The following is a 21,195-nucleotide window of genomic DNA, read 5'->3' as shown; positions in this document are numbered from 1 at the left end:
AGCCTTAGGTGCGGCGGGAACAGTAGCCGGAAATGCACTAGCTGGTAAGTGCCTCGCGGACGGACTAGCATACGGAACAACTCTTGGCGCGTTAGCTCCACTCATGAGTGGGGAGGCTGCAGTTGTCGGAGCAGGAGGTGAAGCGGCGGTCGGCGCAGGCATCGCAAATGGATTTTCTGCTCTAACAGGAATATTTGGCGCCATAGGAGCTGCCATGGCCCCCGGGGCCGAGCATGGATTCCGGAGATGAGGCTACCAAGATGTATGAGAATTCCCCGCCGAGTACGCCGGCCGTATTTAAAGCGAAGGGAGCAGCCCTAATGGCTGTGTGGCTGTGCGTGGTTGTTTGTATCTTCGATTTTTTTGGATCATTATTAATAATGCATGGGGCGGTATTAAGCGGCGTGATTTTTATCGCGTCTGCTTTTCTGTTTTTCGGGGCAACCGCCATTGCAATTATCAACAATTGGTCTGACGTAGAAATTGACAATAATGCGATATCGAGAAGAATTTTGGGTTCGACTTGGCAAAAAATCGACTGGGAGAATGTTGGATTAATCACCGCGTTTCCTGTATCCGGTGGCTACGGGTACTCCGCGAGGGCATTCAATATTTTTCCAAAAACTAGGCCGCGATTTAGGGTTTTGCCATCGGGAAAGATGGTTTTTAATGACAAACTAAACAACGCGGAAAAGATGATCGAATTGCTCAACTATTACGCTTCGATATATGGAATTAATATTAAAATCAGCAAGACGATAGGGGGAGAACTCGATTCAGCCACCCATTTGTAGAATGGGCACGGTGCTCGCACACGACCGCGCCGGCTATTACTGGAACAATTGGCGCGCCGAAACGCTCACGATCAGCCACCGATGAAGGGGGCAGCAGTTAATCGAACCCTTGGCGTAGGGATGCATGAACGTGGCAGCTGGAACGAAACGGGCGTTGGCCGCCAGCAGCCGCGGCCGTTGTGTCGTCCGATTTCGCCGCCGAGCCTATCGTCGCTTGCTCCCGCCAACTCTTGGTACTTGTGGCGCTGTGTTGCTTCCATCCAAACCAGGAGCCAAACCATGACCACAGTTCGAAAGCAACTCACCGACCACGGATAATCGTTCAACTCGCGCGAAATCTGGCGGTAAGAGCGAGGTATGTCGAGATGCTGCTGCGACATCTGAACTTAGGACCTACAGCAAAAACTTCGATCATACATATTATGTAAAATGGAATTAGTTTTGCCAATCCATGACATCAGTGGTGTCGAGGTTCACCGCTACCGTCTCGGAGCGTTCGATGACGAATACCATATTCTCCGGTGAAGGACGCGAATGATCGGTCACGCCAACGATAGACACGAAGCTTGGAAAGCGGAGTTCTTGCATCAGGAAAGCGCCTCAACGGTAGGTAGTTTCTGAGGCGTTAGTGGGCACGAGGCCGGGATAGCCGGATTGGAAAGCGTGGAGCGACTATCATACTGGCTACCTCGTTATACAGAACGAATCTAATGCTAAGTACTTTGTGGGCATCGATGAACAGCTCACACTCAACCTGTCTTCAGTGCCTTTCCCCCATCTATGCCCCGTTCCAACTCGATTCAATGCCTGCCGCGCGCATCCCGCCCTCGTCTGAACGCTTTTGACGACTGGCTCATGGCGCCGCCGTTACCCGCCAGGCTGGATGGATTCAGGCGCTTTGTTTGGGAGTTTTTCTTCTTTGGCCTGAAGGAAGCGCGTAGTTGTCTGTTCGCCGGTTTGTTCTTCCTGGCGGTGTTCGCCACGCCGCGCGCCGGGCTCTGGGGCGTGCCACGTTATGATGTACTACTAATCGCTGCGCTGCTTATTCAGGTGGCCATGGTTTGCACGCACCTGGAGACGCTGGACGAACTCAAGGTCATCTCGCTGTTTCATTGCGTGGGCTTTGCGCTGGAGGTGTTCAAAACCTCGGGCAGCATCCAGTCCTGGGCTTATCCCGACCCTGCCTACACAAAACTATGGGGCGTGCCCCTGTTCTCCGGCTTTATGTATGCCGCCGTGGGCAGCTACATCATCCAGGCCTGGAGGCTATTCGATCTGCACATACGTCATCATCCCCCGCACTGGATGGCGGCGCTGATCGCAGTGCTTATCTATGTCAATTTTTTTACCCACCACTATATTGGCGACTACCGCTGGTATCTGGCAGCCTGCGCTCTGGGCCTGTATGCTCGGACCACCGTGGTGTTTCGTCCACTGGATCGAAACTACCAGATGCCCTTGCTGCTGGCCTTCGTGCTCATTGGCGGTTTTATCTGGCTGGCCGAAAACATCAGCACCTTTGCGGGCGTATGGCGCTATCCGAACCAGATCGGAGCATGGTCGGCCGTGCACGTGGGAAAATGGAGTTCATGGTCCATGTTGGTCATCATGACCTTCACTATCGTGGCTAATCTCAAGCATATCAAGCAGCGCATCCACGTGCCGCGCTGAGGTAATCGTCAATGACCGATCCTGGTGGCGCAGGTCGCGGCGGCGGCGATGGGTGGCATTCCTTTCGACGATAGTGTTCACGCGTCCGCTGGTTGCGACATCTCAAATGTGCTCTATCGCTCACCGCCGGCCGGAAAACAACGGGCGAACCTGTTTTTTCGTCTTCCAGAATAACTAAATTCTTCCGATTATCGAGGGTCTATGGATTTTCTGGCGGCCATGCGGATATTCGTGCGGGTTGTCGAGCGTGGCAATTTATCGAGGGCCGCGAAAGATCTCGGCTTGGGCCAACCGACCGTTAGCGACCGCGTCGATCGGCTCGAACGGTTTCTCGGCGTCAAATTGCTGCTCCGGAACACGCGTGCGGTGTCGTGCACCGATGAAGGCGTTCTGTTCTATCAACGAAGCAAGATCGTGCTCGACGCGGCCGACGAGGCGCGGGCCGTCCTCACGCTCGGCAACAACCTCCTGCGTGGGCGCATTCGCATTGCCGCCCCACATGGGTTCGGCGAAGTCGTGCTGCCGGAAATCCTCGCCGTGATCCGCGAACATAATCCGCAGCTCTATATCGATCTCGTCCTGAATGACGAAATCACCGACCCCGTCACCGAGGGCGTCGATATTTCATTGCGGCTCGGCCAGATCAACGATGGCAATTTCGTCGCGCGTCGATTGGGTTACGTACGACGCGTACTGGTCGCGTCGCCGCTTTATATCGAAAAGCACGGGCTGCCAGAGGAACCGACCGACATCGTCGGGCACCCATTCATTCGCGTCACGGGGCGCTTCAACGACGGCCAGCTCCGCCTGATGAGTCCGTCGAAACCGGTGCGGCCGACGCCGATCAACGTCGTCATCAGCACCAGCCACTGGCGGCCGGTCTACGAGCTACTGCTGAACGGCGCGGGTATCGGCGTCCTTCAGGAACCCGTCTGCATCGACGCCCTGGAACCCGGCCGGCTCGTCAGGCTGCTGCCGGATTACACGGTACCGGGATTCGACCTGCATGCGCTGCTGCCGGTCACGCGGCCCGTCCCTTCGAAGACACAGGTCGTCATGAAGATCATCGAGGAGTATCTGCCAAAGGTGATGGCGCGGGCTGCGGACGGCGCGCTCGACATGTAGCGCGCAGCGCCAGCAAGCAGCGCGGCGCCGATGGCCCGGACAGGCCGCCCAAGCCGGCGAAGGTCACACCCGGGCGGCATCGCGACAGCGATGCGCGCACCGGGAGAAGACACATCAGTCGTAGGCGCGCGAGCCGACGGACACGATCGGCACGGACCACTTTCGGCCATACGCCAGCATCATCACGAAGCTGAGGACGAAACTCAGGCCGCCGACCATCAGCAGGCCGAGCTCGCCGAGCACGGGCAACAGGTTGGTGAGGAAGCCCGTCACGACCCAGGCGATCGCCATCACGGAGCCGGCGACGCCGAGCGCCCAGCCCTGGCGGTCCTCGGTCACCGCGTCCGAATACGCGGTGTACATGGTGGTATATGCAACCATGTCGAAGCAGCCGACCACCATGCCGAGCACCCAGAGCGTGTTTTCATGCGGAAACAGCGCCGACAGCACTTGCCCGATGCCCGCGATCAGCAGGCCCGTCTTCGCGATGTCGACCACGCCCCAGATTTTCAGCATCAGCCGCACGATCACCATCAGCCCGAACACGAAGGACATGCCGATCAGGCCGCTGAACAGGCCGAGCTGCGAGCTGGTGTAATGAAATTTCGTCTGCAGCACCAGCATGATCGTCTGCAGATACAGCCCGTAGCCGACCTGCATCAGGAAGAACACGATCGACAGGAACGCGATGCGGCGGTGCGCGCCGGCCTGGTAGATGATCCGCAGCGGCATCAGCAGGTCCACACGCGTGTTGCCGGTCGGCGCGACCGCGTTGCGATATGACCAGAACGTCCAGAGCCCGCAGACGACCGACAGCGCGGCGACCAGCAGGAACGGCGTGCCGTAGTTGAAGAACGGCGCGATCGTGCGATCCGACGTGACGCCGCCGAGCACGGGGCCGACGATGACGCCCGCGCTGAACGCGATCGACATGATGCTCATGTTGTACGCCTTGGTTTCCGGCGTGCTCATGTCCGTGATCGCGGCCTGCGCGATCCCCTGGCAACCGGCCATCAGCCCACTCAGGCCGCGTCCGATCAGCAACAGCGCGATATTCGGCAGCAGCGCGCCGACCGCCATCAGGAAGTAGCTGAGCGCCAGGCCGAACACGCACAGCAGCAGGATCTTCCGCCGGCCGTAGCCATCGGACAGCTCACCCATCAGCGAGGAGCCGAAGAACATGCAGAACGGATAGACGCCGTACCCGAGCCCCAGGTAGAAATTGCGGAGTTGCGGACTCGTATCGGCCCCGATGATGCCCGATTGGGGGTCGGAGAAAATCGCCGCCATGATCGGGTACACGAGCCCGAACCCCATCGCGTCGATCGCAATGGCGAGCAGGCATGGACCCAGTAGTTTGATATGGAGTTTGGACATGAATGGCCTCGTAGTCACGTGACGGCTACGGTAGTCGAAGGCCGGTTTTGCGAGTAGAGACGTATCTGCGATAGAAATTATCGTAGTTACCGATGACCAACGATTTCCTTTCAGATACGTAGAGAACAGCTGATGACAGCGGGTTCGCGGTCCGCCCGGGCATGGGCGCACGAACGGGAATTTAAAACGAGGACCTAATAGGCAGACAGATCGATGAAGACTTTCCCGCGTTCTGTCGCATGAACGTCGTTTGTTGGTGCCACGCTTGTTCTCTACAGCCTTCGAACCAGCGCCGGACCTGAAGCATCGAGCCTACGATGAGCGCTGAGACGAATCCGCATCTGCGCTACCCACCGGGCCAGCCCAAGCCGCCCGGTCAGGCCAACGAGCGCAACGGCGCCAGCGGCAAATCCCCCAATCCCTGATTTCGGTCAACCGTCTCTCGCGCGTTCGGGCTGTAATCGAATTACCGTCCCGTCGACTCCGCTGAGGCGATCCATGAAACTGACTTTTCTCGGCGCGACCGAAACCGTGACCGGCTCGAAGTACCTGCTCGAGCACGGCAGCCGGCGCGTCCTGGTCGATTGCGGCCTGTTCCAGGGTACGAAGAACCTGCGGCTGCGCAATTGGCAGCCGCTGCCGCTCGCGCCCGACACGCTGGACGCGGTCGTGCTCACCCACGCGCATCTCGATCACTCCGGCTATCTTCCGGTGCTGGTGCGTGAAGGCTATCGCGGGCCGGTGTACTGCACGGCGGCCACGGCCGAACTCTGCGACATCATGCTGCGCGACAGCGCGCGGCTACAGGAAGAGGAAGCCGACTTCGCGAACCGGCACGATTATTCGAAGCATCATCCGGCGCAACCGCTTTACACGCTGGACGACGCACAGCGCGCGCTGCGCCTGCTGAAGCCCGTTGCGTTCGACGAATGCACCACGCTGGGCGGCGGCCTGTCGTTCCGCCTGCTGCCGGCCGGGCACATCCTTGGCGCGGCGAGCGTCGTGATGCACTGGGATCACAAGGTGCTCGCGTTCTCCGGCGACCTCGGCCGGTATCACGACCCGATCATGCAGCCGCCGCGGCCGCCCGCGCATGCGGACTACGTCGTCGTCGAATCGACGTACGGCGACCGGCTGCACCCGGCGTCGGATCCCGAGAACGAACTGGCCGCCATGTTCGACAAGACCTTCGCGCGCGGCGGGGTCGTCGTGATGCCCTGCTTCACCGTCGGCCGCACGCAGGAAATCCTGCACTACATCGCGCGGCTGAAGGCGTCCGGCCGCATGGCGCGCGTCCCCGTATTCCTCGACAGCCCGATGGCGACGAACGCGACCGAGATCTATCGCCACCATATCCTCGAACATCGCCTGACCGTTTCCGAAGCGAATACGCTCGGCCACGCGGCGACGATGGTCCGCTCGGTCGACCAGTCGAAGGCGATTGCCGAACACCATGGCCCGATGGTCATCATCGCCGGCAGCGGGATGGCGACCGGCGGACGCGTGCTGCATCACCTGAGCCGCTATGCGCCCGATGCGCGCAACACGATCGCGCTGGTCGGCTACCAGGCCGCCGGCACGCGCGGCGCGGCGTTGGCCGCACACGAGCCAACGCTGAAGATTCACGGCGAGTACGTCCGCGTGCGTGCGCACGTCGAGTCGATCACGGCGCTCTCGGCCCACGCCGACTATGAAGAGATCCTCAAGTGGCTCGGCACGATGCAGTGCGCCCCCGTCCGGACGTTTATCACGCACGGCGAACCCGCTGCCGCGGACGCGTTGCGGCGGCATATTGCAGAGCGCCTGCGTTGGCCGTGCGAGGTGCCGGCTTACGAGCAACGCGTCGATCTGGACGAAGTCGCAACCGGCGGCGCGCAGGGATCCACCATGCTTTCATCGTGACGGGAGGCAATGCCGGCGAATCGCGACCACGCCCCCGGCGCCACGAGCGACGACAACCGAGAGCGCGGCACCCCACTCAACGCGCGTTCGCAAACAACTGAACCACGACGCCGCGCAGCCAGCGATTGCCTGCTTCATGGTGATATCGCGAGTGCCAGTGCTGTCGGACCGCAAAGCCTTCGACCTCGATCGGACAGGCATGCACCGTCAGGTCATTGGCCTGGGCCAGCGTCTCGCCGATATGGCGCGGCAGCGTCGTGATCAGGTCCGTGCTCTGGATGATCGCGCCCAAACCCAGAAACCCCGGCAGCCCCAGCACGACCTGACGCTCGATGCGCTCCCGCATCAGCGCCTGGTCGAGAAGCTGTGCGCCCGTTCCGGCCGTAATGGCCACATGGCCCTCCGACCGATACTGTTTCACGCCGAGGCGACCGCGAATCCTCGGGTGATGGCGATTGGCCAGGCACACCCAGTCCTGGTCGTACAGTTTCTGCTGGTAGATGCCCCCGCCGAGCCACGGCACATAGCCGATCGCGAGATCGGCTTCGCCCGACTCGAGCGCCCGTTCCGTGTTGCCGTCGATCCTCGCCGCCTCCAGCCGGACGCCCGGCGCCTGCGCGCGAACGTGTGCGAGAAGCCGCGGCAGCAGCGTGACATGGCTCGCATCGGTCATGCAGATGCGAAACCGGCGCTGGGCAGTCGCCGGGTCGAACGCGATCTCCCAGGCCGCGAAGCGCCGCAACGATTCGAGGATTTCCCGGCACGGGCCGATGAGCGCGTCGGCCTGCGGCGTCGGCGCCATACCGCCGGGCGTTCGAATGAACAGCGGATCGTGAAGGTGTTCCCGCAAGCGCCCGAGCCAGATGCTGACGGTCGGCTGGCTTTGTCCAAGTTGCTCGGCCACGCGGGTGACGCTGCGCGCGTCGTACAGCAGATCGAAAAGCTGCAGCAGCTTCAGGTCGGGAAGATCGGTCGGAATCATCGCATTATTGTCCATCGCAATAACGTCATTGTAGTCATTGCATTGTCAGCATGACGGGCAACTTCTATCGTGCAGCGATACGTCAACCCTGCATGACATCGGAGAAACCCATGAAGATTGCAATGCTGGGCGCCGGCGCGCTGGGCTGCGCGATTGGCGCCGCCCTGACCGAAGGCGGCCACGAGACCTGGCTGATCGCCCGCTCGCCGTCGCACGTCGGCGCGATGTGCCGCGACGGCCTCCAGGTCGACGATACAAGCGGATCCCGACGCGTCCGCGTCCGTGCGACGACGCAGGCGGATGACGTCGGCGTAGCGGATCTGGTGATCGTGCTGGTCAAGTCATTCCACACCGACGCGGCCATGCGCGGCGCGCAGGGGCTGATCGGGCCCGATACGCTCGTGCTGTCGCTGCAGAACGGCCTCGGGCACGAGGACATCCTCGCCGGCATCGTCGGCCGCGAGCGCGTGCTCGCGGGCAAAACCTACGTCGGCGGCGTGCGGCGCGGCGACGCTCATATCGAATCGGGCGTGGCTGGAAAGCTCACCTTCATCGGCGAACTCGACGGCCGCATCACGCCCCGCCTCCAGGCGATCGCCGATGCATTCAACGCCGCGGGCCTTGCGACAACCGTCAGCGACAACATCGTCGGCACGATGTGGGACAAGCTGCTGGTCAACGTCGCCACGGGCGCGCTCACCGGCATCACCGGCCTGACCTACGGGCAGCTCTACGGCGAGCCGCTGCTGAAGTCCACGTCGCTCGCGGCCGTCGCCGAGGCGATCGGGGTTGCGCAAGCAGCCGGCGTCAGGCTGTCGATGACGGACCCCGAGCAGGCATGGACGCTTGCCGCGGAGGGCCTGTCCGCCACGTTCAAGACATCAATGCTGCAAAGCCTGGAGAGAGGGGCGATGACGGAAATCGACTTCATCAACGGATCGGTCGTGCGCTGGGGGCAGCGGTACGGCGTGCCCACGCCGGTCAACACGACGCTGGTTGCGTGCATCAAGGGAATCGAGCGCGCGATGACCGATCGTCAAGCGAAGGAGGTGGTCGCATGAGCGCCACGAAAGCTTATCTGGAGCACGTCGCCATCTGGGTGAAGGACATCCATTGGCACATCCGCTTCTTCGAGGACGTGCTCGGCATGACGATGCGCGAGGTGGACGGCACCGTCGATGCGCCGCGGCAGTACTGGACGCTCGGCGGCCTGCAGTTCATCCATGCGCCGGGCTGGGACGGCCCCGAGGGCCGGCTCGGTCATCTGGGCGTGATGTGCGAGGACCTGGAAGCCGCGCTGGCCGCGGCGCAAGCGTACGGCGTGACCGACATGCCGCAGGGGCGGAACTGGCTGCGCTTGCCGGACGGCCTGGTCGTCGAGCTCATTCAGGCAACGCCCGCCTCCAGTGTCGCGCAGGCGCTGGCGATCAACCCGCGGACGGAGGCATGACCATGACGATCGTCGAAAAATACTGGGACGATGCCCGCGAGGGCGACGCATGCACGAGTCCGAGTTACACGGTCACCCAAGCGCGCATCCTCGCTTACGCCGATCTCACCGGCGACCACACGCCGGTGCACGTCGACGAGGCGTACGCGAACGCGAGCCACTTCGGCTGCCTCGTCGCGCACGGGCTGTTCGGGCTGTCGATCGCCGACGGCCTCAAGACGCAGAGCGAATATCGTTTCGTGCCGGGCATGTCGCTCGGCTGGACCTGGGACTTCCTGCTGCCGATCAAGGTGAACGACGTGCTGCACGTGACGTTCCGCGTCGGCTCGATGCGGGCGAGCAAGAGCCGCCCGGGCTGGGGCATCGTCGTGCTGCCGTCGGAGCTGATCAACCAGGACGGCCAGGTCGTCCAGCGCGGCGAGCATCGGCTGATGGTGCCGCGTCGGCCGGGAGCGTTCTGATGCAGGCCCGCCCTCTCGAAGGTATTCGCGTCGTCGACTACAGCCATTTCCTGGCCGGCCCCTATGTCGGGCGCTGCCTCGCGGCGCTCGGCGCCGAGGTGATCAAGGTCGAACGCCCCGGCACCGGCGACGCCGGCCGCCAGCACGCGACGGTACTCGACGATCAGCAAAGCGGCTATTTCCTGCAGCTCAACATGGGCAAGCGCGGCGTCAGCGTGAACATGAAGGACGCGCGCGGCAAGGCATTCATGCAGCGGCTGTGCGACTCCGCGGACGTGTTCATCGAGAATTACCGGCCAGGCGCGCTGGACAAGCTGGGGCTGGGTTATGCCGAGTTGTCGGCCCGCAATCCGGCACTCGTCTATTGCTCGATCTCGGCCTACGGACATACCGGTCCCGATGCGCATCGCGCGGGCTTCGGGCTGATCGCCGAGGCCAAGAGCGGCATCATGCAGATGGTCGGCACACCGGGCGAGCGGCCGCCGCTGCTGCGGATATCGCTCGGCGACATGTACACCGGCATTCACGCGGTCGCGGCCATCAACGCCGCGCTGTTGGGGCGCGTGAAGAGCGGCCGCGGGCAGCATATCGACATGGCGCTGTACGACACGCTGGTGTCCATGCACGAATACGCGGTCCAGTGCTACACGCTGCAAGGCGTGCTGCCCGAGCAGACCGGGCACGACATGCCGACTTCGACGCTCTACGGCGTATTTCGCGCGGCGGACGGCGATCTCGTGATCGCCGCGCAGGTCGACGACGCATGGAAGCGCTTCGCCGCCCTGATCGAAGCGCATGGCGGACCGGCCGGCTTCGGCGCCGACACGCGATTTCACGACAGTGTCGGACGCAACGCGCACCGCGTCGAGATCCTGTCGGTCGTCGAGCCGTGGGTGGCCGCCCAGTCCGTCGCGTCGGTGCTCGACCTGCTCGATCGCATCGACGTGCCGTGCGCGAAGGTACAACGCATCGACGAGGTACTGGCGGATCCGCAGATCCAGGCCCGCGGCATGGTCGTCGAGCAGGAGCACCCGCGCTACGGCACGCTGCGCCTGCCGAATCTGCCGTTCCGGTTCTCGGATTGCGATACGACGATTCGCGACGTCGCGCCCGATCTCGGGCAGCACAACGCGGACGTCGCCCGTTCGCTCGGGTTCGAGCCCGCTGAAATCGAGGCAATGCAGGCCGATGGTGTTCTCTATTCAAAAGCGAGCCAACGATGACTGACCAGTACGCGGTGATCGGCAACCCGATCGGACACACGAAATCTCCGCTGATCCACGGCATCTTCGCGGAAGCGACGCGGCAGGACATGCACTACTCGGCCATCGAAGGGCCGCTCGAGCCGGAAGGCGCGTTCGTCGACGTGGTGCGGGCATTCGCCGCGAGCGGCGGCAAAGGCATCAACATCACCGCCCCGTTCAAGCTCCAGGCGTTCGCGATGTCGGACGAACGCAGCGAGCGCGCCTCGCTCGCCGGCGCGGCCAATGCGCTCAAGTTCGAAGGCGGACGCATCCTGGCCGACAACTTCGACGGCATCGGGCTCGTGCGCGATATCGAAATCAATCTCGGCCTGCCGATGGCCGGCAAACGCGTGCTGATGCTCGGCGCGGGGGGCGCGGCGCGCGGTGCCCTGCTGCCCTTCCTCGCGGCCGGGCCGGCCGAGATGGTGATCGCGAATCGCGACGTCGAGAAAGCGCGCGCACTGTCCGGGCAGGTCGCCGGACGCGGGCCGCTGGCGGCGTGCGGCTATGCCGATCTCGTCGCGATGGGACGTTTCGATCTGGTGGTCAACGCCACGTCCGCGAGCCTCGCCGGCGATTTGCCGCCCGTCCCGCCGGGCGTGTTCAGCCCGACCGGGGCTGCGTACGAGCTTGCTTACGGCAAGCGGCTGACGCCCTTTCTCCGGCTGGCACGCAATGCCGGCGTGCGCCGCGTCGCGGACGGCGTCGGCATGCTGGTCGAGCAGGCAGCGGAAGCGTTCGCCTGGTGGCGCGGCGTGCGTCCCGAGACGGCCACCGTGATCGAACGACTCACGGTCCCGCTCGACTGAATGCGTTGCGCGAGCGCAGCGCGTGCGCTCGCGTGCCGATCAATGCGGTCAGTGCTGGATGCCCCAGCGGCGCACCGTCACGCGCTCGAGCGTATCGAACACGAGGTGCTCGACCAGCAGCCCGATCACGATGACGGCCGCGAGGCCGGCGAACACGCGGTCGGTGTACAGCTCGTTGCGGTTCTGGAAGATGTACCAGCCGAGCCCGCCCTGCCCGGCGCTCGCGCCAAACACGAGTTCCGCCGCGATCAGCGTGCGCCACGCGAATGCCCAGCCCACGCGCAGCCCCGACAGGATCGACGGCAGCGCGGCAGGCACCAGGATCAGCGCGATCTGCCGCGGGCCGGTGAGGCCGTAATTGCGCCCGGCCATCTTCAGCGTGGCCGGCACGCCGGCGAAACCCGTGTACATGCTGAGCGCGAGCGGCCACAGCACCGCGTGCACGAGCACGAACAGCAGGCTGCCGGTGCCGAGCCCGAACCACAGCAGCGCGATCGGCAGCAACGCGATCGACGGCAGCGGATTGAACATCGCCGTGAGCATCGTCAGCACGTCACGGCCGATGCGCGTGGACACCGCGAGCGACGTCAGCACGAACGCGAACACCACGCCGAGTGCATAGCCGCGCAGCAGCACCGACATCGAGATACCCGTCTTCACGAGCAGTTCGCCCGACACGATGCCTTGCACGAACGCGGCCAGCGTCGCGCCGACGGTCGGCACGAGCAGATCGTTCGCGACGATGCGCGCGACGATTTCCCACGCGGCGATCAGCACGAGCGCGATGACGCCGCGCCGAAACGCGCTCGCACCGGCGATGCGGCGCACCAGCGGCGCGGGTGCCGCACGTTCGGCGTCGGGCGGCGTGTCGAGCGTGCGCACGTATTCGGCGCGAACGGGCGGCAGCGGCGGCAGCGCCGGATCGATCGTGCTCATGATGCCGTGGCCTCCGTAGTCGATGCGGCATGCGTTTCGTTCGCCACGTCGGTGTCGAACAGCAGATGATGAATCCGCGCGACGCTGTCGCGGAAATCGCCGCTGCCGACGCTGTCGAGCGAATAGTCGTGGCTGTTGAGCTCCGCGCGCACGCGGCCCGGATGCGGCGACAGCAGCAGGATCCGGTTGCCGACGACGAGCGCCTCCTCGATCGAATGCGTGACGAACAGCAGCGTGAAGCGGAATTCGTCCCACAGGCGCAGCAGCTCTTCCTGCATCTTGCGGCGCGTGAGCGCGTCGAGCGCGGCGAACGGTTCGTCCATCAGCAGCACGCGCGGCTGCATCGCCAGCGCACGCGCGATCGCGACGCGCTGCTTCATCCCGCCGGACAGCGTATGCGGATACGCATCGGCGAACGCGCCGAGCCCGACCTTGTCGAGATAGTGCAGCGCACGCTCGCGTGCTTCGGCGCGCGACAGCTTCGCGGCCGCGCGCAACGGAAACGCGACGTTCTCGACGACCGTCTTCCACGGCGGCAACTGATCGAACTCCTGGAACACGACGATGCGGTCGGGGCCTGGCCCGTGCACGGGCCGGCCATCGAGCGCGATCGAACCCGACACGGGTTCGATGAAGCCGGCGATCGCCTTCAGCAACGTGGACTTGCCGCACCCCGACGGGCCCAGCAGCACGAAACGGTCGCTGCCGTACACGTCGAAGCTGACCTGATGGGTCGCGCGGACGATCCGCGCACCGCTCCGGTATTCGAGGCTCACGCGATCGATCGCGAGCAGGCGCTCGCTGTGCGCGCCTGCCGGTGCGGGCTGCAGCGCGGGCCGGCTCGTGGCGCGTGCGTCGGTGGCGGGATGGACGGCCGGCGCAGCCGCGCCGCGCGCCGCATACGGCGGCAAGCCGATTCGGGGAGAAGTGGCGTTCACGATCGAAACTCTTGGCGGGAAAGCATCAACATACGGCGGCGCGGCGCGCGACCCAACCAACGATTGCGCATATCGAAACCGCGTCGACGCATAAGCGTCGATCGCGACGTCGCAACGCCGTCGCTCAACTGCCGCCGGCCGTCGCCGGATCGTCGAAGAAGTAGTCGCGCCACGACTTCGGCTCGTTGCGGATCGCACCCGTGCGATACATGAACTGCGCGAGCTTCAGCGTGTTCTGCGGGGCCGTCTTGAACTGCACCTGCGGATTGCGCAGGATCTTCAGCAGCAATGCGCGATCGATCTTCGACCCGTTCACGCGGATATAGGTGTCGGCCGCGCGCTCGGGATCGGCGGCGATCTGGCGGGCCGCATCAGCGAGCGCGGCGACGAACGCGCGGTACGTCTTCGGGTTGTCGTCGCGGAATTTCCCGGTCGCGTACAGCACCGTCGCGGAACTCGGGCCGCCGAGCACGTCGTAGGAATTCAGCACGATGTGCGCGTTCGGATTGCCCGCGAGTTCCTGCTCCTGGAACGGCGGATTGCCGAAGTGGCCGGTAATCACGTTGCTGTTCGCGAGGATCGCGGCCGTCGCATCGGGATGCGGGATCGCCTGGGTCAGCGGATCGAGCTTGTCGAACTGCTTGTCGCCCCACTGCTTCGCGGCCGCGTACTGCAGCACGCGCGACTGCACCGACACGCCGACGGCCGGCACCGCGATGCGGTCCTTCGCGCCCAGGTCGGCGATCGTCTTCACGTTCGGGTTGCTGCTGACGAGGTAATACGGAAAATTGCCGAGCGACGCGACGCCCTTCACGTTCTGCCGGCCGCGCGTGCGATCCCACACGGTCAGGAGCGGCCCGACGCCTGCGCCGGCGATATCGACCGCGCCCGACAGCAGCGCGTCGTTGACGGCCGCCCCGCCCGAGAGCCGCACCCAGTCGACCTTGATGTCGATGCCGGCCTTGCGCCCTTCCTTCTCGATCAGTTGCTGGTCGCGCGCGACGTTCAGCATCAGATAGACGACGCCGAACTGCTCGGCGATGCGGATTTGGCCTTCCGCGTGCGCGGCTTGCGGCGTGCCGGCGGCGGCGAATGCCAGCGCGGCGGTGAGCGTGGCGGCCAGCGCGCGGCGCGCGGACAGGGTCGTGCGGCGCAGTGCCGGCGAAAGCAGAAACGACATCGGAACTCCAGTCAGGATGGGGACAGCGGGACGAAGACGCGTGACGCTCAGAACGGTGCGTCGCCTTCGATCGTCGTGCGGTACAGCTTGCGGCGCAGATGGTCGGGCGTGCCGGCCGCGAGATGCATCAGCGAGCGGTTGTCCCAGAACACGAGGTCGTGCGCGCGCCAGTGGTGCCGATACAGATGGTCGGCACGCACGCTGTGCGCGAACAGTTCGTCGAGCAGCGCGCGGCTTTCGTCTTCTGGCAGATCGACGATGCGCGTCGTGAAATGTTCGCTGACGAACAACGCCTTGCGGCCCGTTTCCGGATGCGTGCGCACAACCGGATGCACCACCGCCTCGACTTGCGCGATCTGCTCGGCCGACAGGTTCGGCCGCCACGGGCTGCGCGCCTGCAGCTCGGCATAGCGCGCCAGATACGTATGCTCGGCACGCCGTCCTTCGACCGCGCGACGCAGGTGCGCGGGCAGCGTATCCCACGCGAGATGCATGTTCGCGAACAGCGTGTCGCCGCCCTCGGCCGGCAGCTCCTGCGCATGCAGCAGCGAGCCGAGGCTCGGTTTTTCCTTGTACGACAGGTCGGAGTGCCAGAAATGGCCGGCATCGCCGAGCCCGATCGGCCTGCCGTTCTCGACGATGTTCGACACGATCAGCACTTCCGGATGCGCGGCCAGCGCGAACTGGTGCAGCACATGGATCTGCAGCGGGCCGAAGCGGCGGCTGAACGCGACGTGTTCGTCCGGCGTGATGCGTTGGTCGCGAAACACCAGCACGTGACGGTCGAGATGCGCGCGATGGACGCGCGCGAAATCGGCGGCACCGAGCGGTTGCGACAGATCGATGCCGACGACTTCGGCGCCGAGCGGCGCATCGAACGGGACGATGTCGAATCGCTGCGCACCGGCTTCCGTCGGCAAGGCGGCCCGATGGCCGGCGGACGTCGATGCGGCGCGGATGGCGGGAGTCGTCACGGTACAGCCCCTGATTCGGTAAAAATGCGAATCTACGAGCGCGTGCCGGACGGCGTCAACGAAGCGATTCCGATACGTTTATCTGCTGCGGCGATAAGGATCGCTGCTCGGGCGGCGGGGCTGTGGGCAGCACGCCGGATCGCGTACCTCGGTCCGACCGCGGTTGCGCCGATGCAATCTTGCGCGCGTCGTTTCTGCAGAATTTACAAAAGCGGCATCGTCCGGCACCATCTGCGGGCACCGTGGCCCGTGCCGCAAGGCCGCCGGGCCTGTGTTGGGTAAGCGGCACGCAGCTTGCTCACATCCGCCCGAATATGGCAACGGCGACGGCGGTGGGACGCCGGCCGCAACCGGCATCGCCTGGTCGTGAGCTATGACACCTGACTCTCCCCTGCTGGAATCGGCCCTGATGCGGGCCGATCATTTCGTCCAGTTCTACGAATCCGACGAGCAGCTCGTGTCGGAGGTCGCGTCGTTCGCGGCCGACGCGCTGCGCGAGGGCGGCAGCGCGATCGTGATCGCGCGGTCCGACCGGCTCGCCGCGGTGCACGAACACCTGGATGCGCTCGGCGCGGCAATCGGCAACGCGGCCCGCGACCGGCTCTTCATGTCGAGCGCGCAGGCACTGCTCGACAGCTTCATGGACGGCGACCTGCCCGACCCGGTGCGCTTTCGCCGCTCGATCGGCACGATCGTCGAAGCCGCGGTCCGCGCCGGCCGGCCCGTGCATGCGTTCGGAGAAATGGTCTCGCTGCTGTGCGCGCAGGACCGGTACGTCGGGGCCCTGCGACTCGAAGCGTTATGGGACGAACTGATCGCGCGGTACCGCTTCTCGCTTTATTGCGGCTATTCGCATGACGCGTTTCCGAGCGCCGAGCAGTCGGAGATGTTTCGCCACGTGTGCTCGCTCCACCGCCGCATCCTGCCCGCCGCGTCGCTGCGCAACGACGAAAACGAGCTGCACCTGACGCTGGCGCTGTCGCAGCAACGCTCGCGCGCGCTGAGCGACGAGATCCGCCGCCGCGAGGACGCCGAACAGCAACGCAACGGCGTCCTGATGCATGCGCCGTTGCCGATCGCGCTGCTGTCGGGCCCGGCGCACCGGATCGTGCTCGCGAATCACCGTTTCTCCGAGCTGTGCGGCCGGACCGACATCGTCGACCAGCCGCTGACGTCGGTGCTGCCCGGCGGCGATACGCCCGCGATCGTGCAGGCGCTTGAAACCGCCCGCGAGCAAGGCTGCTCGACGACGATCGGCGAGCACCACGACCGCCCCGAACCGGACGGCGGCGCCCGCGTGTACCGACTGCATTTCAATCCGCAGCCGCTCGCGGACGGGCTCGGCGTGATCGTCAGCGCGGTCGAGGTGACCGAGCACGTCGCCGCGCGCGAGAAGCTCGTCGCCGCGAACGCCGAGCGCGACCGGCTGCTGGGCGAACTGCGTGACGCGAACCAGGCGAAGGACCAGTTTCTCGCGGTGCTCGGCCACGAGCTGCGCAATCCGCTGACGCCGATCTCGCTCGCGCTCGAGCTGATCCGCAACCGCGACGGCCAGGCGACGCCGAACGAGATCGCGATCATCCAGCGGCAGCTCGATCACATGGTCCGGCTGATCGACGACCTGCTCGACGTGTCGCGCATCACGCGCGGCAAGATCACGCTGAAGAAGGAAGCCTTGCGGCTCGCGGACATCGTCGACCGCGCGGTCGAGGTCGCGAGCCCGCTGCTCGAGCAGCGCCGTCACCGCCTGCATGTCCACGCCGATCCCGACGCGCGCTGCCATGGCGACCCGGTACGGCTGTCGCAGGTGGTCGCGAACCTGCTGACCAACGCGGCGAAATACACGATGCCGGGCGGCGACATCACCGTGCGCGCCACGCACGGCGCGGACGGCGCCGCGATCATCGAGGTCTGCGACAACGGCGCCGGCATTCCGCCCGACCGTCTCGACAGCATCTTCGAGCCGTTCTACCGGCTCGACGGCGAAACGAAGCAGGCGCACGGCGGCCTCGGCATCGGCCTCGCGCTCGTGCGCAGCCTCGTGAACCTGCATGGCGGCACGGTGCGCGCGGACAGCGCCGGCCCCGGCTGCGGCAGCACGTTTACGATCGCGCTGCCCGAATACCGGCCGAAAGCCGTGGCAGTGGTCGCGCCGCAGCCGCCGCCGGGCATCCGCGAGATGGCGCCGGGCACCACCGGCCGGCGCGTGATGCTGGTCGACGACAACGAGGATGCCGCGTCGACGCTCGCGCAATGGCTGCGCGACGCCGGCCACGAAGTCGCCGTCGTGCACGACCCGGTGACCGCGCTGGCCGCCTACCGCGCGTACCGTCCCGACGTCGCGATCCTCGATATCGGGCTGCCGGTGATGGACGGCTACGAGCTGCTGCGACGGCTGAAGGCGATCAACGAAGTCACGACGTGCATCTTCCTCGCGCTGACTGGTTATGGCCGCAACGCGGATCGCGAACGTTGTCTGGCCACCGGGTTCCTGCAGCATTTCGTGAAGCCGGTCGATCCAGCCGCGCTGCATCTCGCGATGAGCCTGCCCCGGACCAGCGGCGATGCGCACGGCGGCACGGGGACGGCGACGGGCACGGGTACGGGCGCGGAAGCCGGACGCTGAACGCGGCACGGGTACGGGACACGCGCCCCGTCGACGATCGCGCGGCGGCGCGCGGCTCAGTTCTCCGATGAACAGCGGACCGACGTCAAGCCGGCCGACTCCAGCGTCCGGATCAATTGCGGCAGCATCACATCGGTGTTGGCCGGCTCGCGCCACTGCACGAGCAGTTCCTCCTCGCGCATCGCACGCGCGACCGTTTCGTGAAAGCCGCGCGTGCGGCACGTGAATCCCGCGGCGTGCAGCCGGGTCGTCAGCCGATCGCGCGCCGTCGAGCCGAGTTCGTATTCGACGGTGACCCGCGCACTCCTGACGCCGCGCAAGCGTTGCTCGACCAGCCGCAGCGGCCACACGACGAGCAATGCGAGCACGAGCCCGAGCGCGCCGAGCGACAGCTGGCCGCCGCCGATGCACAGTCCGATGACCGTGACGAACCACAGCGTCGCTGCCGTGGTCACGCCGGATACGAGACCCTCGCGATGCAGGATGGCGCCGCCGCCGATGAAACCCATGCCGGTCAGGATGCCGAGCGGCAGCCGCATCGGGTCGATCGTCGCAAACGCGCCCTCCGGCTTGCCGGCCTGCAGCAGCAGCGCATTCACCTCCAGCATCGACAGGCATGCGGCGAGGCAGACGAGGATCGTCGTGCGCAGCCCGGCCGTCTTGCCGGATTCGCTGCGATCGAGGCCGACCAGCCCGCCCGCGACGAGCGCCACCGCGATCCTGACGAGGACCTCGCTCCAGTGAAGTACCACCGGCATCGGCTCCATGCGCGCCTCCATGCACATCGTCATGCGAGATGCGTCGCGGTACGACCGCGGACGACGCTGACGGGACGCAAGGTTCGGACCCATTCGCGCGTGCGGTGCGACGCCGAATCACATCCTCTGCGTATCCGATCGGATACGGACACACCGTCGCGCGACGATTGAACGCCCCGCCGTTTCCGATCGGGTACGAAATGACGTGCCGATTGCCGTAAACGCATCTTCGTTCCTGAACGGATACGAAATGATGCCCGGGCCGGCGAGTTGTGCAATACTGTTCCCGATCAGATACGAAGCATGGAGAACGTCATGTCGGAGTCCCAGCCCGTCGACACGATCGGCGCGCTCGCCCACCTCATTCGCGCGACGCGGCTCCAGCAGGGGTTCACGCGCGACGAACTCGCGAACGCAACCGGGCTGTCGCCGAAATTCATCAGCCAGGTGGAAGCCGGAAAGCCGACCGCGCAAATCGGCAAGGTCATGCTGCTGCTCGGCGAACTCGGCGTGCGCCTGTACGCGGAGTCGTCGGTCGAGATTTCGGAAGCCACCGCGCTGAAGGCCGCGCAACGCCGCAGGAGCAGCCATGGCGGCTAGAACGCTGATCGCCTCCGCCAACGGCGTGCGCATGGGCACGCTGACCGACGACAAAGGTGTCTGGTCGTTCGCGTACGACCCGCAGTGGCTCGCGTCCGCGGCCGCGTACCCGCTGTCGCCGGCGTTCGCGCTGCGCGCGGACACCTTCACCGACACGTCGACCGATCGCCCCGTCCAGTGGTTCTTCGACAACCTGCTGCCCGAGGAAGGCATGCGCACGTCGCTCGCCCGCGAGGCGAAGGTCGATGCCGCCGACGCATGGGGCCTGCTCGCGTACTTCGGGCGCGAATCGGCCGGCGCGCTGACGCTGCTCGCCGACGGCGAGCAGGAAGCGCCCGGCAGCCTGCAGCCGCTGGCGCTCGACGAACTCGAGCGCCGGATCCAGGCGATGCCCGAGCGCGCGCTGACCGCCACCGCGCCCAAGCGCATGTCGGCGGCCGGCGCGCAGCAGAAGCTGCTGCTGGTGCTGCGCGGCGACGCGCCCGACTACACGCTGTACGAGCCGGTCGGCAGCGAGCCGTCGATGCACCTGCTCAAGCCGGATATGCGCGCGGCCGGCTACCCGCACTCGGCGATCAACGAATTCTTCTGCATGAAGCTCGCGAGGAGGATGGGGCTCGACGTGCCCGACGTGCACTTCCTGCGCGCGCCGTCCGCGTGCTACGTGATCGACCGGTTCGACCGCGACGTCGCGTCGGCGCCGGCCGGGCGCGTGCATACGATCGACGCGATGCAGCTGCTCAACTACGACCGCGGCTTCAAGTACCAGCGGGCGAATGCGCAGGAGCTTGCCCGCGCGATCGACCGCACCAGCACGCGCGCGCTGGCGCGCCTGTCGGTGTTCCGCTGGACCGTGTTCAACGTGGTGGTCGGCAATGCCGACGCGCATCTGAAGAACCTGTCGTTCTTCGTCGACGCGCGCGGCTACCGGCTCGCGCCGTTCTACGACATCGTCAGCACGGTCGTGTATCACACGCCGACGCACCGGCCCGACTATCGCGGCGATCATTGGCCGCACTGCGAACTGACGATGCCGCTCGGCAACGCGACGCGGTTTGCCGATATCAATGTGGATGCCTTGATCGCATTTGGTCAGGCGCTCGGGCTCAGGGACAAGGCGGCGGCCAGCGAGCTGCAGCGCTTTCTCGAGCCGCTCGATCGCCACGTCGCGCAGACGCTCGACGAAGTGCGGGAGATCGCGCGGCCGGACGCCGGGGAGATGCGGTTGCTGAATTCGATCGTCGCGATGCCGATCGCGGAGATGGGGCGCGCGCTTCGGCCGAAGCCCGATTGAACCGGGATGGGCGGAAAACCGCGCCGGCGGGCACTGCGCTCCGCCGCGGGCCGCCCGCGCCGGGACACCCGCTC

20 protein-coding genes are annotated in these 21,195 nt (G+C 65.4%); 12 read left to right on the top strand and 8 right to left on the bottom strand.

Translation table 11 applies throughout. The features are described from left to right. Positions 1 to 233: 233 nt before the first annotated feature. Positions 234 to 794, top strand: coding sequence for a hypothetical protein (locus F3J14_RS08955; RefSeq protein WP_166722667.1), 561 nt, complete (start codon positions 234 to 236; stop codon positions 792 to 794). 435 nt (positions 795 to 1,229) lie between these two features. Here the strand turns inward: F3J14_RS08955 and F3J14_RS08950 are convergent, their stop codons facing one another. Then, positions 1,230 to 1,382, bottom strand: coding sequence for a hypothetical protein (locus tag F3J14_RS08950; protein ID WP_166722666.1), 153 nt, complete (start codon positions 1,380 to 1,382; stop codon positions 1,230 to 1,232). A 267-nt stretch (positions 1,383 to 1,649) separates the two neighbouring features. Between F3J14_RS08950 and F3J14_RS08945 the strand changes: the two genes are divergently transcribed. Further along, complete coding sequence (locus F3J14_RS08945) at positions 1,650 to 2,465, top strand: DUF817 domain-containing protein (RefSeq protein ID WP_166722665.1); 816 nt, start codon at positions 1,650 to 1,652, stop codon at positions 2,463 to 2,465. Between the two features lie 201 nt (positions 2,466 to 2,666). After that, a complete protein-coding gene (locus tag F3J14_RS08940; protein ID WP_166722664.1) occupies positions 2,667 to 3,590 on the top strand; it encodes a LysR family transcriptional regulator in 924 nt (307 codons plus the stop codon). 114 nt (positions 3,591 to 3,704) lie between these two features. On the opposite strand, the gene F3J14_RS08935 is transcribed toward F3J14_RS08940, so the two are convergent. Then, positions 3,705 to 4,967 (bottom strand): MFS transporter, encoded by a 1,263-nt coding sequence (locus F3J14_RS08935; protein ID WP_166722663.1) that lies wholly within the window; start codon positions 4,965 to 4,967, stop codon positions 3,705 to 3,707. Positions 4,968 to 5,465: 498 nt separating this feature from the next. Between F3J14_RS08935 and F3J14_RS08930 the strand changes: the two genes are divergently transcribed. After that, positions 5,466 to 6,869, top strand: a complete 1,404-nt coding sequence (locus tag F3J14_RS08930; protein WP_166722662.1) for an MBL fold metallo-hydrolase — start codon at positions 5,466 to 5,468, stop codon at positions 6,867 to 6,869. A 76-nt stretch (positions 6,870 to 6,945) separates the two neighbouring features. Here F3J14_RS08930 and F3J14_RS08925 read toward each other — a convergent pair whose 3' ends face one another. After that, positions 6,946 to 7,866: a LysR family transcriptional regulator gene (locus F3J14_RS08925; protein ID WP_034177017.1), complete on the bottom strand. Its 921-nt coding sequence runs from the start codon at positions 7,864 to 7,866 to the stop codon at positions 6,946 to 6,948. Positions 7,867 to 7,961: 95 nt separating this feature from the next. Between F3J14_RS08925 and F3J14_RS08920 the strand changes: the two genes are divergently transcribed. The 5 genes from F3J14_RS08920 to aroE are packed head-to-tail and all read left to right on the top strand — an operon-like array spanning position 7,962 to position 11,815. Beyond that, a complete protein-coding gene (locus F3J14_RS08920) occupies positions 7,962 to 8,912 on the top strand; it encodes a 2-dehydropantoate 2-reductase (protein ID WP_166722661.1) in 951 nt (316 codons plus the stop codon). After that, positions 8,909 to 9,301: a VOC family protein gene (locus F3J14_RS08915; RefSeq protein WP_166722660.1), complete on the top strand. Its 393-nt coding sequence runs from the start codon at positions 8,909 to 8,911 to the stop codon at positions 9,299 to 9,301. The genes F3J14_RS08920 and F3J14_RS08915 overlap by 4 nt, the downstream gene beginning before the upstream one ends. A gap of 2 nt (positions 9,302 to 9,303) precedes the next feature. Beyond that, the gene (locus tag F3J14_RS08910) at positions 9,304 to 9,762 is read left to right on the top strand and encodes a MaoC family dehydratase (RefSeq protein ID WP_166722659.1); all 459 of its coding nucleotides are present in this window, start codon (positions 9,304 to 9,306) and stop codon (positions 9,760 to 9,762) included. Further along, complete coding sequence (locus F3J14_RS08905; protein ID WP_166722658.1) at positions 9,762 to 10,985, top strand: CoA transferase; 1,224 nt, start codon at positions 9,762 to 9,764, stop codon at positions 10,983 to 10,985. Before F3J14_RS08910 ends, F3J14_RS08905 begins: the two co-directional genes overlap by 1 nt. After that, entirely contained in the window at positions 10,982 to 11,815 is an 834-nt protein-coding gene (gene aroE, locus F3J14_RS08900; RefSeq protein WP_166722657.1) for a shikimate dehydrogenase, read from the top strand. The genes F3J14_RS08905 and aroE overlap by 4 nt, the downstream gene beginning before the upstream one ends. A gap of 48 nt (positions 11,816 to 11,863) precedes the next feature. Here aroE and F3J14_RS08895 read toward each other — a convergent pair whose 3' ends face one another. The 4 genes from F3J14_RS08895 to F3J14_RS08880 all read right to left on the bottom strand — a co-directional run bounded on the left by F3J14_RS08895 (position 11,864) and on the right by F3J14_RS08880 (position 15,843). Then, entirely contained in the window at positions 11,864 to 12,751 is an 888-nt protein-coding gene (locus F3J14_RS08895) for an ABC transporter permease (protein WP_166722656.1), read from the bottom strand. Then, positions 12,748 to 13,689 (bottom strand): ABC transporter ATP-binding protein, encoded by a 942-nt coding sequence (locus F3J14_RS08890; RefSeq protein ID WP_348771971.1) that lies wholly within the window; start codon positions 13,687 to 13,689, stop codon positions 12,748 to 12,750. Before F3J14_RS08890 ends, F3J14_RS08895 begins: the two co-directional genes overlap by 4 nt. A gap of 124 nt (positions 13,690 to 13,813) precedes the next feature. Then, on the bottom strand, positions 13,814 to 14,869 hold the full coding sequence (locus F3J14_RS08885) for an ABC transporter substrate-binding protein (protein ID WP_166722654.1): 1,056 nt from the start codon (positions 14,867 to 14,869) through the stop codon (positions 13,814 to 13,816). Positions 14,870 to 14,916: 47 nt separating this feature from the next. Continuing rightward, on the bottom strand, positions 14,917 to 15,843 hold the full coding sequence (locus tag F3J14_RS08880) for a TauD/TfdA family dioxygenase (RefSeq protein ID WP_166722653.1): 927 nt from the start codon (positions 15,841 to 15,843) through the stop codon (positions 14,917 to 14,919). Positions 15,844 to 16,252: 409 nt separating this feature from the next. Here F3J14_RS08880 and F3J14_RS08875 point away from each other — a divergent pair, with 409 nt between their 5' ends. After that, on the top strand, positions 16,253 to 18,469 hold the full coding sequence (locus F3J14_RS08875; protein WP_166722652.1) for an ATP-binding protein: 2,217 nt from the start codon (positions 16,253 to 16,255) through the stop codon (positions 18,467 to 18,469). 56 nt (positions 18,470 to 18,525) lie between these two features. On the opposite strand, the gene F3J14_RS08870 is transcribed toward F3J14_RS08875, so the two are convergent. Beyond that, entirely contained in the window at positions 18,526 to 19,236 is a 711-nt protein-coding gene (locus F3J14_RS08870) for an MgtC/SapB family protein (RefSeq protein ID WP_166722651.1), read from the bottom strand. A 306-nt stretch (positions 19,237 to 19,542) separates the two neighbouring features. On the opposite strand from F3J14_RS08870, the gene F3J14_RS08865 reads away from it, so the two are divergent. Together F3J14_RS08865 and F3J14_RS08860 are read left to right on the top strand one after the other, a co-directional pair. Continuing rightward, a complete protein-coding gene (locus F3J14_RS08865; RefSeq protein ID WP_166722650.1) occupies positions 19,543 to 19,827 on the top strand; it encodes a helix-turn-helix transcriptional regulator in 285 nt (94 codons plus the stop codon). Then, positions 19,817 to 21,121: a HipA domain-containing protein gene (locus F3J14_RS08860; protein WP_166722649.1), complete on the top strand. Its 1,305-nt coding sequence runs from the start codon at positions 19,817 to 19,819 to the stop codon at positions 21,119 to 21,121. The genes F3J14_RS08865 and F3J14_RS08860 overlap by 11 nt, the downstream gene beginning before the upstream one ends. Positions 21,122 to 21,195: the final 74 nt, after the last annotated feature.

Origin of the sequence: Burkholderia sp. Tr-862, from assembly GCF_011753085.1 — a bacterium.
Lineage (GTDB): Bacteria > Pseudomonadota > Gammaproteobacteria > Burkholderiales > Burkholderiaceae > Burkholderia > Burkholderia ambifaria.
This window is presented reverse-complemented; position numbering and strand designations above follow the sequence as displayed.

Excerpts from the sequence above, each read along its gene's own strand:
- F3J14_RS08895 (WP_166722656.1), bottom strand. The coding sequence starts at position 12,751 with ATGAGCACGATCGATCCGGCGCTGCCGCCGCTGCCGCCCGTTCGCGCC.
- aroE (WP_166722657.1), top strand. The coding sequence starts at position 10,982 with ATGACTGACCAGTACGCGGTGATCGGCAACCCGATCGGACACACGAAA.
- F3J14_RS08950 (WP_166722666.1), bottom strand. The coding sequence starts at position 1,382 with ATGCAAGAACTCCGCTTTCCAAGCTTCGTGTCTATCGTTGGCGTGACC.
- F3J14_RS08905 (WP_166722658.1), top strand. The coding sequence starts at position 9,762 with ATGCAGGCCCGCCCTCTCGAAGGTATTCGCGTCGTCGACTACAGCCAT.
- F3J14_RS08945 (WP_166722665.1), top strand. The coding sequence starts at position 1,650 with ATGGCGCCGCCGTTACCCGCCAGGCTGGATGGATTCAGGCGCTTTGTT.
- F3J14_RS08955 (WP_166722667.1), top strand. The coding sequence starts at position 234 with ATGGATTCCGGAGATGAGGCTACCAAGATGTATGAGAATTCCCCGCCG.
- F3J14_RS08865 (WP_166722650.1), top strand. The coding sequence starts at position 19,543 with ATGTCGGAGTCCCAGCCCGTCGACACGATCGGCGCGCTCGCCCACCTC.
- F3J14_RS08910 (WP_166722659.1), top strand. The coding sequence starts at position 9,304 with ATGACGATCGTCGAAAAATACTGGGACGATGCCCGCGAGGGCGACGCA.
- F3J14_RS08925 (WP_034177017.1), bottom strand. The coding sequence starts at position 7,866 with ATGGACAATAATGCGATGATTCCGACCGATCTTCCCGACCTGAAGCTG.
- F3J14_RS08920 (WP_166722661.1), top strand. The coding sequence starts at position 7,962 with ATGAAGATTGCAATGCTGGGCGCCGGCGCGCTGGGCTGCGCGATTGGC.
- F3J14_RS08875 (WP_166722652.1), top strand. The coding sequence starts at position 16,253 with ATGCGGGCCGATCATTTCGTCCAGTTCTACGAATCCGACGAGCAGCTC.
- F3J14_RS08935 (WP_166722663.1), bottom strand. The coding sequence starts at position 4,967 with ATGTCCAAACTCCATATCAAACTACTGGGTCCATGCCTGCTCGCCATT.
- F3J14_RS08940 (WP_166722664.1), top strand. The coding sequence starts at position 2,667 with ATGGATTTTCTGGCGGCCATGCGGATATTCGTGCGGGTTGTCGAGCGT.
- F3J14_RS08885 (WP_166722654.1), bottom strand. The coding sequence starts at position 14,869 with ATGTCGTTTCTGCTTTCGCCGGCACTGCGCCGCACGACCCTGTCCGCG.
- F3J14_RS08860 (WP_166722649.1), top strand. The coding sequence starts at position 19,817 with ATGGCGGCTAGAACGCTGATCGCCTCCGCCAACGGCGTGCGCATGGGC.
- F3J14_RS08930 (WP_166722662.1), top strand. The coding sequence starts at position 5,466 with ATGAAACTGACTTTTCTCGGCGCGACCGAAACCGTGACCGGCTCGAAG.
- F3J14_RS08915 (WP_166722660.1), top strand. The coding sequence starts at position 8,909 with ATGAGCGCCACGAAAGCTTATCTGGAGCACGTCGCCATCTGGGTGAAG.
- F3J14_RS08870 (WP_166722651.1), bottom strand. The coding sequence starts at position 19,236 with ATGGAGCCGATGCCGGTGGTACTTCACTGGAGCGAGGTCCTCGTCAGG.